Annotated in this window: 12 protein-coding genes and 1 pseudogene; 1 reads left to right on the forward strand and 12 read right to left on the reverse strand. The window is 69.7% G+C overall.

Features of this window, described 5'->3' with window-relative positions; translation table 11 throughout:
* Window positions 1-80: 80 nt before the first annotated feature.
* The 5 genes from LLS1_RS05015 to LLS1_RS05035 form a co-directional block, all read right to left on the reverse strand.
* On the reverse strand, window positions 81-788 hold the full coding sequence (locus LLS1_RS05015) for an ABC transporter ATP-binding protein (protein WP_374758246.1): 708 nt from the start codon (window positions 786-788) through the stop codon (window positions 81-83).
* Complete coding sequence (locus tag LLS1_RS05020; protein WP_226653847.1) at window positions 781-1,692, reverse strand: ABC transporter ATP-binding protein; 912 nt, start codon at window positions 1,690-1,692, stop codon at window positions 781-783. The genes LLS1_RS05015 and LLS1_RS05020 overlap by 8 nt, the downstream gene beginning before the upstream one ends.
* A complete protein-coding gene (locus LLS1_RS05025) occupies window positions 1,689-2,846 on the reverse strand; it encodes a branched-chain amino acid ABC transporter permease (RefSeq protein ID WP_226653848.1) in 1,158 nt (385 codons plus the stop codon). Before LLS1_RS05025 ends, LLS1_RS05020 begins: the two co-directional genes overlap by 4 nt.
* Window positions 2,843-3,850, reverse strand: coding sequence for a branched-chain amino acid ABC transporter permease (locus LLS1_RS05030; RefSeq protein ID WP_223360649.1), 1,008 nt, complete (start codon window positions 3,848-3,850; stop codon window positions 2,843-2,845). Before LLS1_RS05030 ends, LLS1_RS05025 begins: the two co-directional genes overlap by 4 nt.
* Before the next feature lie 116 nt (window positions 3,851-3,966).
* Window positions 3,967-5,187 (reverse strand): branched-chain amino acid ABC transporter substrate-binding protein, encoded by a 1,221-nt coding sequence (locus LLS1_RS05035; protein WP_226653849.1) that lies wholly within the window; start codon window positions 5,185-5,187, stop codon window positions 3,967-3,969.
* Window positions 5,188-5,366: 179 nt separating this feature from the next.
* Here LLS1_RS05035 and LLS1_RS05040 point away from each other — a divergent pair, with 179 nt between their 5' ends.
* On the forward strand, window positions 5,367-6,497 hold the full coding sequence (locus LLS1_RS05040) for a GNAT family N-acetyltransferase (RefSeq protein WP_226653850.1): 1,131 nt from the start codon (window positions 5,367-5,369) through the stop codon (window positions 6,495-6,497).
* 120 nt (window positions 6,498-6,617) lie between these two features.
* Here LLS1_RS05040 and LLS1_RS19545 read toward each other — a convergent pair.
* The 7 genes and pseudogenes from LLS1_RS19545 to LLS1_RS05075 form a co-directional block, all read right to left on the reverse strand.
* A pseudogene (locus LLS1_RS19545) lies at window positions 6,618-7,334 on the reverse strand (MBL fold metallo-hydrolase); the annotation flags it as partial.
* Window positions 7,335-7,369: 35 nt separating this feature from the next.
* Window positions 7,370-7,582, reverse strand: a complete 213-nt coding sequence (locus LLS1_RS05050) for a DUF1737 domain-containing protein (RefSeq protein WP_223360645.1) — start codon at window positions 7,580-7,582, stop codon at window positions 7,370-7,372.
* Window positions 7,583-7,633: 51 nt separating this feature from the next.
* Window positions 7,634-8,560, reverse strand: coding sequence for a bifunctional DNA-formamidopyrimidine glycosylase/DNA-(apurinic or apyrimidinic site) lyase (gene mutM / locus LLS1_RS05055; protein ID WP_226653851.1), 927 nt, complete (start codon window positions 8,558-8,560; stop codon window positions 7,634-7,636).
* The gene (gene rnc / locus LLS1_RS05060; RefSeq protein ID WP_223360643.1) at window positions 8,538-9,266 is read right to left on the reverse strand and encodes a ribonuclease III; all 729 of its coding nucleotides are present in this window, start codon (window positions 9,264-9,266) and stop codon (window positions 8,538-8,540) included. The genes mutM and rnc overlap by 23 nt, the downstream gene beginning before the upstream one ends.
* 13 nt (window positions 9,267-9,279) lie before the next feature.
* Complete coding sequence (gene rpmF / locus LLS1_RS05065) at window positions 9,280-9,483, reverse strand: 50S ribosomal protein L32 (RefSeq protein WP_021759817.1); 204 nt, start codon at window positions 9,481-9,483, stop codon at window positions 9,280-9,282.
* Between the two features lie 2 nt (window positions 9,484-9,485).
* Window positions 9,486-10,001: a DUF177 domain-containing protein gene (locus tag LLS1_RS05070; protein ID WP_374758247.1), complete on the reverse strand. Its 516-nt coding sequence runs from the start codon at window positions 9,999-10,001 to the stop codon at window positions 9,486-9,488.
* 59 nt (window positions 10,002-10,060) lie between these two features.
* Complete coding sequence (locus tag LLS1_RS05075) at window positions 10,061-12,274, reverse strand: DUF3488 and transglutaminase-like domain-containing protein (RefSeq protein ID WP_226653852.1); 2,214 nt, start codon at window positions 12,272-12,274, stop codon at window positions 10,061-10,063.
* Window positions 12,275-12,302: the final 28 nt, after the last annotated feature.

Below are 12,302 nucleotides of genomic sequence, written 5' to 3' on the forward strand. Positions count from 1 at the left end.
CCGCCATCCCGCAGCCGAGGGGCACGTCGTGGCCTTCATCCGCGCGGGATGGCGGCCACGACGTGCCCCTCGGCGGGCGCTCACGCGACGCCCAGGTACGCCTCCTTGATCGCCGGGTCTGCCAGGAGCTCCTTGCCGGTTCCGGCGTGGGTGATGCTGCCGGTCTCCAGCACGAACGCCCGGTGCGCGCGGGCCAGCGCCTGATTGGCGTTCTGCTCCACCAGCAGCACGGTCGTCCCCTGCTGGTTGATCTCCGTGATGATCGAGAAGATCTGGCGGATGAACTGCGGCGCGAGCCCCATCGACGGCTCGTCGAGCAGCAGCAGACGCGGGTTCGACATCAGCGCGCGGCCGATGGCGAGCATCTGCTGCTCGCCGCCGGACATGGTTCCCCCTGCCTGCGACTTGCGCTCGGCGAGCCGCGGGAACAGGCCGAACACCCGGTCGAAGTCGGCACTCATGTTGCTGCGGTCCTTGCGGCCGAACGCCCCCATGTCGAGGTTCTCCATCACCGTCATGCCGGGGAAGATGCCCCGGCCCTCCGGCGCCTGCGAGATGCCGCGCACCACACGGATGTGCGCCTTCATCTTCGTGATGTCCTCGCCGTCGAAGAGGATCGACCCCTTCGTCGGGTTGAGGATGCCGGAGACCGTCTTCATCGTGGTCGACTTGCCCGCTCCGTTCGCCCCGATGAGGCTCACGATCTCCCCCTCCTCGACCGAGAAGGACATGTCGTGGATGGCCTCGATGCGGCCGTACGACACGCTGATGTTCTTCAGCTCAAGCAACGTCATCTTCGGGCTCCCCGAGGTAGGCGGCGATCACGCGCGGGTCGTTCCGGATGGCCTCCGGCGTGTCGTCCGCCAGCTTGCGGCCGAACTCCAGCACCACGATCCGGTCGGTCACTCCCATGACCAGCTTCATGTCGTGCTCGATGAGGAGCACGGTGTATCCGTCGGCGCGGATGGTGCGGATGAGGTCCATCAGCTCCTCCTTCTCCGCCGGGTTGAAGCCGGCCGCCGGCTCGTCGAGGCACAGCACCTTCGGATCGGTGGCGAGTGCGCGCGCGATCTCGAGGCGGCGCTGGTAGCCGTACGGGAGGTGTCGGGAGAGCGTGCCGGCGAGGTCGGCGATGCCGACGAACTCCAGCAGCGCCATCCCGCGCTCGATCGCCGACTTCTCCTCCCGCGTGTGACGCGGCAGGCGCAGCAGCGCTCCAGGGACCGACGTGCGGTGGCGCGCGTCGAGGCCGACGACCACGTTCTCCAGCGCCGTCATCTCACCGAAGAGGCGGATGTTCTGGAAGGTGCGGGCCAGTCCGAGCCGGGTGATCTGGTGCTGCTTGCGCCCCTTGATCGACTGGCCCTCCAGCAGCACATCCCCGCTGGTCGGCTTGTAGACGCCGGTCATCGCGTTGAAGCACGTCGTCTTCCCCGCGCCGTTGGGGCCGATGAGTCCGAGGATCTCGCCGCGCCGGATGTCGAACGACACGTCGTCGAGCGCGAGCAGGCCGCCGAACTTGACCGTCAGGTTGCGGACCTCGACGATGTTCTCGCCGACCTCGACCGCGATCTCGCGGTCGGGCGCCGCCGCCTCGGCGACGTCGAGATCGACGCCCGCCGCCTCCAGCTCGTCCTCGTTGGCGCCGAGCGCCACCTCCTCCGGCGCTCCGGGGTTCTGCGCGTCCGTCATCGTGCGCCTCCCTTCGCCGCCTCGCTGACTCGTCGGTACGCGTGCCTGCCGTACGCCAGGAGCTTCTGCCGCGCCGGGAACAGACCCTGCGAGCGGAAGATCATGATGAGCACGAGCGCGATGCCGAAGATGAGGTACTTGTAGTCCGCGATCGCCGTGAAGCGCAGCGGGATGTACGCCACGATCGCTCCGCCGATCATCGCGCCCACCTTGTTGCCCGCACCGCCGAGCACGACGGCCGCGAGGAACAGGATGGAGGTCTGCACATCGAACTTCTGGTTGTTGACGAAGCCGACCTGCCCGGCGAACAGGGCCCCGGAGAGGCCGCCGACGCCGGCGCCGATGGCGAACGCCCACACCTTGTACTTGAACGTCGGGACGCCCATGATCTCGGCGGCGTCCTCGTCCTCGCGGATCGCGATCCACGCCCGTCCGACCCGGCTGCGCTCCAGGTTCCCGACGAGCAGCAGCACGATGATGATGATCGAGAGCGTCAGCCAGTACCAGGGGACGCCGTTCGAGTTCGAGAAGATCGGGATGCCGTTCGCCTGCTCCCCCGGCGGGTGCCCGACGTTCTGGAAACCGACCTGACCCTTCAGGGCCGGGATGATCGTCGCGAGGATGCGCACGATCTCTCCGAAGCCGAGGGTCACGATCGCCAGGTAGTCGCCGCGGAGCCGGAGGGTCGGCACGCCGAGGATCACGCCGAAGATCATCGTGATCGCCATGGCGACCGGGATGGTCCACAGGTACGGGATCTTCAGGAACGGCGAGTCCGGGCTGGTCAGCATCGCGGCCGTGTACGACCCGACCGCGAAGAACGCGACGTAGCCGAGGTCGAGGAGGCCGGCGTAGCCGACCACGATGTTGAGGCCGACCGCGACCAGCGCGTACGTCGCCATCGCGAAGCACGCGAGCGGCCAGTCGTTGCCTGGCTCGGTGGTGAGCGGGAAGAAGTTGAGGTACGGCAGCGCGTACGCCAGCGCCACCACGATCAGCAGCCACAGCCACTGGATCGGGCGCGGGAGCGAGTTCCACCTGTCGCGGAGCGGCTGGAACGGCCCCCGCCGGCCGCCGCGGGCCGCCTCCATCGCATCCGCCGCCTGCTCCGACCGGCCGTCGGGCAGGACCTTGGGACCTTCGGTCATGCTCATGCGCGGCTCCTTCCGAGCGAGGTTCCCAGGATTCCGGTGGGCTTCACCAGGAGCACCAGGACGAGGACCACGAACGCCACGACATCGGTCCACTGCGAGTCGCCGAGCAGGATCTGGCCGTAGTTGCCGATCACGCCCAGCAGCAGGCCGCCGAGGAGGGCGCCGCGCACGTTGCCAATGCCGCCCAGGACGGCGGCGGCGAACGCCTTCACGCCGAGCACGAAGCCGCCGTTGTAGATGACGCCCGAGGGCACCAGCATCACGTAGAAGAGGGCCGCGGCACCGGCGAGGACGCCGCCGACCACGAACGTGATGACGATGATCTTCTCCTTGTTGACGCCCATCAACGTCGCGGTGTCGGCGTCCTGTGCGACGGCGCGGATGCCGCGACCGGTGCGGGTGCGGCGGATGAAGAGATCGGTCGCGACCATCAGGAGGACGGAGGCCACGACGATGATGATCTGCTGGCTGTTCACGATCGTCCCGAACACGTCGAAGATCGGTGTCGGGATGAACATCGTCACCGCCGGCTCCGCGTTCGCGCCCCGGATCAGGAAGATCAGGTACTGGATCGTGAACGAGGCGCCGATCGCCGTGATGAGGAACACGAGGCGGGGCGCGTTCCGTTTTCGCAGCGGCCGGTACGCCACCCGTTCCAGCACGAACGCGGTGAACGCCGACGCCGCCATGCCGACGAGGAGCGCCAGCAGGAGGTCGCCGATGATCGCGGCGGGGCTGAGGTTGGGGGCGCTGGGGCCGAAGCCCAGCGAGGTGAGGGTGATCACGACGCCGTACGCGCCGACGATGAACACCTCGGAGTGGGCGAAGTTGATCAGGTTGAGCACGCCGTAGACCAGCGTGTAGCCGACCGCGATCAGGCCGTAGATGGCACCGAAGGTGAGGCCGTCGAAGGTGGCGCTCCAGAAGTTCTGGACGAGAGCGCCGACGTCGAAATTGATCCAGGAGTTGTCGAGGACGGGATGGAGGGCGATCAGTTCGAGCATTCGTGCATCCAGGGTTCAGTGCCGGATCGTCGGCGATCCGGGCATGTGCGGATGAGGGGCCGAAACGCAAGGATGCCGCGGGCCACGGCGGCCCGCGGCATCCTCACGGTGTCGCGCTATCCGATGGTGCCGATCGGCACGATCTTGCCGCCTTCGACCTTGTAGCCGTAGACGGTCGGCGCCTGGAGCTCGCCCTTCGAGTCCCACTTGTAGTGCTTGCTCAGACCGTCGGCGTCGTAGTTCTTCACCCAGTCGAGCAGGTCGGCGCGGGTCGTCTTGCCCTTGTCGATGCCCGCGAGCAGCACGGTGGTGGCGTCGTAGCCCTCGATCGAGTAGGTGCCCGGCTCGGCGTTCGCGAGCTTCTTGTAGGCGGACTCGAAGTCGGGGATGAGCTCACCCGGGATGCAGGGGCAGGTGAAGTACGCGTTGCTCGACGCGTCTCCGGCCAGCTTGATGAACTGGTCGTCCTTCACACCGTCCGGGCCGACGAACGTGCCGGTGAAGCCCTTGTTGACCAGCTGCTGGTCGAACGGGGCGCCTTCGGCGTAGTACCCGGCGTAGTAGACCGCGTCGGGCTTCGCGTTGATGATCTTGGAGATCACCGCCGAGAAGTCCTTCTGGCCGGTGGTCACCTTGTCGGTGCCGACGAGCGCGTCGCCGAGCGCCTGCGAGGTCTGGGTTCCGAGGCCGATTCCGTAGTCGGAGTCGTCCTGGACCAGGTAGACCTTCTTGGCCTTCAGCTGGTCGGTGAGGAACTTCGCCGCCGCCGGGCCCTGCACGGCGTCATTGCCGAGGCCGCGGAAGAAGGTCGTCCAGCCGTTCTCCGTCAGGCCGGGGTTGGTGGCCGACGGGGTGATGTGGACCAGGCCCTGCTGCTGAAAGATGTTTCCGGTCGCCTTGGACTCGCCCGAGAACGGGAGGCCGACCACGCCGACGATGTCGGACTCGTTGACGGCCTGGGTGACCGGGCCGGTCGCCTTGTTCGGGTCGCCCTCGGTGTCGAACTTCTTGAAGCCGACCTGGCAGCCCTTGTTCGCCTCGTTGTGCTGGTCGATGGCGAGCTGGATGCCGTTGTAGATGTTGATGCCGAGCTGGGCGTTGGGGCCCGTCTCCGCTCCGACGTAGCCGATCGTCAGGCCCGCGGGGCAGGTCGCCTTGCCGTCTCCGGCGGGGAGGACCGCGTCCTTCGGTGTGTCGATCGAGGTGATCGCCGGAATGTCGACCTTGGAGCTCCCGCTGGTCGATCCCCCGCTGGACGGCTGGTTGGCACACCCTGCGAGGAGCAGTGCGACCGACACTGCAACGGCCGCACCGATGGTGACTTTGTTTCGTAACATCTTCTGCCTCTCGACGTGAAATGCGTCACGAACGCGGCGTAGTTACCGCGCCGCACCACGAATATGTGTGCTGAGACTACATGCTGCGCAAGCTTTTGCAACCAGGTCCGCGGGCGGGATTTACACGATCGAAACCAAACGGGACGTCCGACTTCACACGGCACGCCCGGCGGGCTAGTGTGAGTTTTTTCGGCCCGCGCGACGTCGCCCGGGCTGCTGTGAGGGGGAGGTGGTCCGGGCTGGAGATCCGCCGTCTGACGCCTCCCGAACGGCTCGGGACCCCGGAGTCCGCCGCGTTCGAAGAGCTCGTCGGGGTGCTCAACGGGATCGTGTACCAGCTGTGGGGCGACGACGATTTCGTCGAGACCGCGGAGGAGGCGCTCGCCGGCCTGCGCGAGCAGGACTACCTCGAGAAGATCGTGCTGGTCGCCGTCGAGGAGGGCGCGATCGTCGGGCGTGTCGAGGCCGACTTCCCGCTGGACCAGGACGCCGAGACGGTCTCCCTGCTCGTCGACGTCGTCCCGGCCCTGCGGAGTCGCGGCATCGGCTCCGCCCTGCTCGCCGCCGGGGAAGAGCTCGCCGCCGAGGGCGGACGCACCGTGGTGAGCGCCTACACCGAGCATCCCGTCCGCTCGCTGCCCGAAGAGGGGGCGTGGGTGCATGCCCCCGCCGGCTCCGCCGGCCTCCCTGCCGAGGACCCCGGGGTGCGGTTCGCCCTGCGCCACGGCTACCGGCTCGGCCAGATCGAGCGTTCGAGCGAGCTCGTCCTGCCGCTGCCGCCGGTGCGGGCGGTCGCCCTGGCCAGCACCGCCGCGACGGCGGACGGCTACCGCGTCGTGTCCTGGTTCGGTGCAGCGCCCGACGACCTGCTCGACTCTTTCGCGGCGCTGAAGGAGCGCATGGTGGTCGACGTGCCCCACAGCGGGATCGCGCTCGACCGCGAAGCCTGGACGGGCGACCGCGTGCGCGCGCAGGAGCGCGAACTGGCCGCCCGCGGCGAACCCCTGCTCGTCACGGCGGCCCAGTGCGAGGCCAGCGGCGACCTCGCCGCCTACACGGAGATCGCGGTGCCCGCCGACGGCGAGAAGGCGGAGCAGTACGACACCCTGGTCGCGGCCGACCACCGCGGCCACCGCCTCGGCACCCTCGTCAAGCTCCACAACATCCACGAGCTCGCTCGATGCGCCCCGCACATCACCCGTCTGCTCACCTGGAACGCCGACGAGAACGCCCCCATGATCGCGATCAACCGCGCGTTCGGCTTCCGCCCGCACGCGCTGACGGGGACGTGGCAGAAGCGGCTGGGGTGAGGCCGAGCGGTCCGAGCCGACGTGCTCAGCGCGTCGACCGCACGAAGCGCCGACGGCCCGCCGACGGCCCGCCGACGACACCACCCTGCCGAACGCCTGGGCCGGGAAGTGTGCGGCGACGACGAGATCCCCGCGCTCGGCGGCCTCATCGGCGAGGGTGTTCCGCATCCGGGAAGCGGCGACAGGGTCGTCGTCCCACACCACCGTCCAGTCGTCCTCCGCGAATTGCACGACCGAGTGGACGGTGTCGCCGAGCAACACCGCGCGCTCGCCGCGGGAGGCCACGACGACCACGACCGAGCCGGGCGTGTGGCCCGGAGTCCAGCGCGCGACGACGCCCGGCACGACGTCGAAGTCGCCCTCGAACAGCTCGAACCGTTCCGCGACCGGCAGGAGCACGCGGCGGACGCGCTCGTCCGCGTCCGGGCCGTCGACGAACCGCTCCCAGTCCGCCCGGTGGGCCCGGTAGGTCGCGCGCGGGAACGCAGCACGGCCCTCCACGGAGGCCCAGCCCACGTGGTCGAAATGCAGATGGGTGAACAGCACGTCCGTCACCTGGGCGGGCTCGACGCCGTGCGCCCGCAGCGATTGCGGGAGTCCGCCACCGGTATAGCCGCCCTCGTCGAGCGGTCCTACTCCGGCGTCCACGAGGATCAGGCGGCCGCCGCCGCGGATCAGGAACCCGCCGACGGGGAACGTCCAGCGCCCGTCGTGCCCGAACTCCTCCGGGTGGCCACGCCACGCCTCCGCGTCCGAGAAGCGCGAGATGATCTCCGCCGCCTGCTCTGTACCGCTCCCGTCCGTGATCGCCTGGACCTCGAAATCGCCGATGTTCACCCGACCACTTTACCGACCGGGAAAAAGGGCCGCCGTCAGGCGCCCGGACGCGGCTTCGCGGGCGTCGGTCCGTCCTTGTGCCAGACGACGGCCTGGGCGACATAGCCCGTCGCACCGTTCCAGGTGAGCGCAGGGCCACCGTGGAGCTCGTAGCCGAGGTCGAGCGCGGCACTGACGCGTTCGCAGAACGCCGCGTCGTCGACGCCGGTCAGGAGGCGGTAGCGGGGCAGGTTCTCGTCCGATCCCATGCACGCCATCCTGCCACGCGCGCGAGGTCGTCCGGCAGGCGTGCTGATCCGTCAGGCGGCTCCGCTCCCGCGAAGCCGCTGGCACCGCGGGCAGAAGTGCGACGACCGGTTCATGAAACGCTCCCGCACGATGGCCGTCCCGCAGCGCGGGCACGGCCTGCCCTGCTGTCCGTAGGCGTTGAGGGAGTGGGAGAAGTAGCCGGAGTTGCCGTTGACGTTGACGTACTGCGCGTCGAAGCTGGTGCCGCCCTCGGCCAGCGCCTTCTCGAGCACGTGCCGCACCTCGGCGAGCAGGGTGCGGACCTGGACTGCGGACAGGCTGGACGCCTCCTGGGCGTAGTGGATGCGGGCCGCCCAGAGCGCCTCGTCGGCGTAGATGTTGCCGATGCCGCTCACGAGCGTCTGGTCGAGCAGGGCGCGCTTGATGCCCGTCTTCTTGCGGGACAGGGCGGCGGCGAACGCGCGGTCGTCGAAGGCCGGGTCCAGCGGGTCGCGGGCGATATGGGCGACCTGCGTGGGCACCAGAGGGTCGTCGGTGCCCAGACCGGCGGGGGCGCCGTCCGCGGTGGGGACGAGCGCGTCGACCGCCATCGAGCCGAAGATGCGCTGATCGACGAAGTGGACCCAGAGCTCACGGCGGGCGCCGTCGGGCTGCGGGGGCGTCTCGATGTGGAGCCGGATGCGCAGCAGGCCGGCTTCGACTGCCCCGGGATCGCGCAGGAGGATCTGGCCGCTCATCCCGAGGTGGGCGACGATCGCCTGCCGGGGCTCGCCGTCCAGCGGGATCCAGAGGAACTTGCCTCGCCGGGCCGGCGTGCGCATCACACGGCCGGTGAGGAGTGCCTCGAACGCACCGCCGAGCGGGTCGTGCCGCTTGAGGGAGCGCGGTTCGAGCACCTCCACGCCGAGGATCGTCGCACCGGAGACCGCGGGGGCCAGACCGGCACGCACGACCTCAACCTCGGGGAGCTCGGGCACGACGGCTGGTCAGCTCGGTCCACGCGTTGAGCGCGGCGGCCATCTCGGCCTGCTTCTTGCTGGTGCCCTCGCCGTCGGCGGTGACCAGATCGCCGACCGCGACGGAGGCGTGGAACATCTTCGAGTGGTCGGGGCCGGTGCTGGTGACCGTGTAGACCGGAAGGCCGGCCCCGCGGTGCGCCGCCGCCTCCTGGAGGCTCGTCTTCGGGTCCATGGCGGCCCCGAAGCGATCCGGGTCGCCGAGCAGCGGCTCGATCAGTCGCAGCACGAGAGCCGTCGCCTCGGTGCCGCCGGCGTCGAGGTAGGCGGCCCCGATGATCGCCTCGACCGTGTCGGCCAGGATGGACGCCTTGTCACGGCCGCCACTCTGGTTCTCGCCGCGACCGAGCAGCAGGTACTCCCCCAGCCCGATGGCCCGGGCGACCTCTGCGAGGGCCACCGAGCTCACCAGGCTGGCACGTCGCTTGGCGAGCTCGCCCTCGTCGAGGTCCGGGTTCTCGCGGAACAGCTTGACCGTGACGGCCTGGCCGAGGATCGAGTCGCCCAAGAACTCGAGGCGCTCGTTGTTCGGGATGCCGCCGTGCTCGTACGCGTACGAGCGATGGGTGAGCGCAAGCCCGAGAAGCTCGGGGTCGATATCGACTCCGAGCTTCTCGATGAGTGCAGTGCGGTCGGGGTTCTCCCCGGCCGGACCGTGCCCTCTCATTGCTGAGGGACGATCAGACGTCTGCGACCTTGCGGCCCTTGTACTCGAGGAACAGGGCGGTGCCTGCGGAGTCCTCGACCACCTTGGCGCGGTGGGGAAGGCTGTAGGTGACCTTGCCACCCTCGACGGTCTTGACGAGAGTGGGGACCTCGGCCTTCCACTGCGAACGACGGGCGCGGGTGTTGGCGCGAGACTGCTTCCGCTTCGGAACGGCCATGACTATCTCTCTTCTGTGTTCCCGCTGGACGGGGTGGATTCATCGGTGTCGGAAGCCTGGAAACCCGCGAGCGCAGACCAACGAGGATCGACGGTCTGGGTGGGCTCCCGGTCCGGTACATCCGCCAGCCGCTCGCCCGTCTCGGGGTCGAGACCCGGGCAGTCCGGCCGGCACACCGGCTGAAACGGCAGTGCCAGCACTACCGCATCTCTGATCAGAGGTTCAAGATCCACGTGGTCGTCGTGAACCTCATAATCGAAAGCTTCTCCAGAAGGATACGCGAAAAGTTCCTGGAAATCGACTTCGACGGGCCCTTCGATGTCGATCAGGCAGCGACCGCACACGCCGGTCGCGGTGGTCGAGGCCACCGCGCTGACCAGGATCCCCTCGTGCACGGACTCCAGGCGCAGGTCGAGATCGAGCATCGCACCTTCGGGCACCGAGATCAGCCCCTCGCCGAGCTTCTCGCGCACCGGGATCGCCAGCTCCTGCTCGCGCATCGCACCAGGCCGGCGCATGAGGTCGTACACGTTGACGGTGTACGGGGTCTTCTTGAACGTGGTCACGGACGACAATTCTACGCGGCGCCTCCGGGACTCGCAGCGATCGGCCAGCCTGCTGGCAGCAATGACACAGGCAGGAGCAGGGCCCGCACGCGTCTGCCCCGGCCCGCACGGGACTCGAGCGCGTCCAGCACCCGCACGAGATCGTCGCGCAGGCCGACCGTCGCGCCGCGGACGGGAGGCCCGTACGCGTCACGTTCACGCACCTCGAGCAGTCGCAGCACGGCCTCCTCCCCCACCGTCCCCGCCACCTGATCGGCGATGCGCCGGGCGAAGGCGCGCGGTGTCTCGGTCTCGGGAGCCGACCAGCCGAGGTCGCGCGCGGTGTCGCGCAGCTCGGCCCAGACGACGGATGCCCCGCCCGAGGCCTCGGCCAGGCGTCTCAGCCGATGCCGACGACGCACGCGGCGCGCGACGGCCGGTGTCAGCAGCACGAGGACGACGAGGAGGGCCACGCCGAGTCCGGAGAGCACGGGCTGCAGCGGAGACGGGGGCGTGGTGCCGGCCGCTCCCGCGATCTGGGCCGGATCCGTCGGCACGATCCGCTTCGGCGCGGTCGTGGTGCCGGAGCTCGGCGCCGTCGTCGGGACGGCAGCGGCCGTTTCGGGACGGGTGTAGCTCGGGATGGTCCCCCGGCCCACGGTCGGCTCGAACGGCACCCAGCCGACGCCCGCGAAGTAGAGCTCCGGCCAGGCGTGGAGGTCGTCGCTGGTCACGGTGTACTGCCCGGGGTCGGTGGCTGTGCCTCCGCCGCTCGCGCCGGGCAGATAGCCCTCGGCGACACGGGACGGGATCCCGAGCGAGCGCGCCATCAGGGCCATCGCCGACGCGAAGTGGACGCAGTAGCCGCTCTTCGCCTCCAGGAACGCGGCGATCACGCGGGCGCCGTCCCCGTCGTAGCCCTGCTTGAGCGGTGTCTGCGTCGAGTAGACGAACCCGTTGTCGCGGAAGTAGTCCTGCAGAGCGACGGCCTGCTCGTACTCCGACGTGGCCCCCTCCGTCGCGGCGACCGCCGTCTTCGCGATGATCGACGGCAGGTTCGGAGGCAGGAACAGGTCGCGCTGCACGTCCTCGGGCACGAAACCGCCCGCCGCCTTGAGCTGGTCCGCCGTCGGCTGCACGAGCAGACTGGTGACGGTGTAGTCCTGGTCCCTGGTGGTGGCGTTGATCCCCCCGATCGTGAGATCGTCCGGATCCCACGACCAGGTGCCGGCGAGCCCTTTCACGGACTGCACGGGCGAGGGGACGGGCAGCCACCGGCTCTGCATGTTGTCGATCTTCACGGTCGTGGTGATCTTCGACGTCGGCACCTGGTCGGAGAGCCCGGCGACCGGGCCGATCGGCGTCCCCTCGGCGAGGCGCTTGGTGTCGCGCTCGCGATGCTTCCACACCGACCCCGTGAACTGGTCGAGCGACGCGAGTTTCAGGTACTGCCCGGTGGCCGCGCTCGTCGTGTACGTCAGCGCGCGCACGGCGGTGGGCCGACGGAGGTCCTTGCCGAGGTCGATGAGCGGCGTGACGGTGCCGCCGATGTTGATGCCGCCGGCGGTGAACGAGGCGGCGCCGCCGCGGTCGAAGCCCGGTGCGGTCGCGGCGAGCAGCACCGCCACGAGCGTCGCGGAGGCGCCGACCGCGAGCGCTGCGCCCGGCCGCGGGGAGCCCGGACGGCGGGTGCGCACGTCGGCGCGCAGCAACCACAGGTAGGCGATGGCGGAGAGGGCGAGGGCGCTGGGGTCCAGGCCGTCGCCGAGCAGCGCGCCCGGCACGACGAGCACCGCGCCGACGCCGACCGCGGTGAACGCGGGTGCGCGGACGGCCACGGCCAGCGTGTCCAGGACGACGGCGATCAGCGCCGCGCCACCGACGACGAGGAACAGGAACTCCGGCAGGCTCTCCGCGGGAGTCCCCTGCTGGTAGATCGAGAGCATCGCCTGCTGCAGGAGGCCGCCCCAGTGGGCGAACGTCGCCGGCGTCGGGATGATGGCGAGCAGCCCTGTCCCGCCGCCGAACGCCGCCGTCATCACCATCGCGCCGAGGACGAGCTCGAGCACCGGCACGATCCCGCGGTGCACGCCCGCCGTGCGAAGGCCGGCCCCGGCGACGAGCAGGAGCGACGAGGTCAGCATGAGGGCGAACCACCAGCCGGCCCCCTGGATCAGTCCGACCAGCGCCACGCTCGCGGCGAGCGTCTGGAGCAGCATCGCGCCGGTGAGTCTCCAGTAGCCCACGCGCCTCCGGACAAGCCTCGGCACGGCG

The organism is Leifsonia sp. LS1 (assembly GCF_020521355.1).
GTDB lineage: Bacteria > Actinomycetota > Actinomycetes > Actinomycetales > Microbacteriaceae > Leifsonia.

Bases quoted from the DNA above. Each gene is read 5' to 3' on its own strand.
- LLS1_RS05020 (WP_226653847.1), bottom strand. From the start codon at position 1,692: ATGACGGACGCGCAGAACCCCGGAGCGCCGGAGGAGGTGGCGCTCGGC.
- LLS1_RS05025 (WP_226653848.1), bottom strand. From the start codon at position 2,846: ATGAGCATGACCGAAGGTCCCAAGGTCCTGCCCGACGGCCGGTCGGAG.
- LLS1_RS05030 (WP_223360649.1), bottom strand. From the start codon at position 3,850: ATGCTCGAACTGATCGCCCTCCATCCCGTCCTCGACAACTCCTGGATC.
- LLS1_RS05035 (WP_226653849.1), bottom strand. From the start codon at position 5,187: ATGTTACGAAACAAAGTCACCATCGGTGCGGCCGTTGCAGTGTCGGTC.
- LLS1_RS05050 (WP_223360645.1), bottom strand. From the start codon at position 7,582: ATGGGATCGGACGAGAACCTGCCCCGCTACCGCCTCCTGACCGGCGTC.
- rnc (WP_223360643.1), bottom strand. From the start codon at position 9,266: ATGAGAGGGCACGGTCCGGCCGGGGAGAACCCCGACCGCACTGCACTC.
- rpmF (WP_021759817.1), bottom strand. From the start codon at position 9,483: ATGGCCGTTCCGAAGCGGAAGCAGTCTCGCGCCAACACCCGCGCCCGT.
- LLS1_RS05070 (WP_374758247.1), bottom strand. From the start codon at position 10,001: ATGCGCCGGCCTGGTGCGATGCGCGAGCAGGAGCTGGCGATCCCGGTG.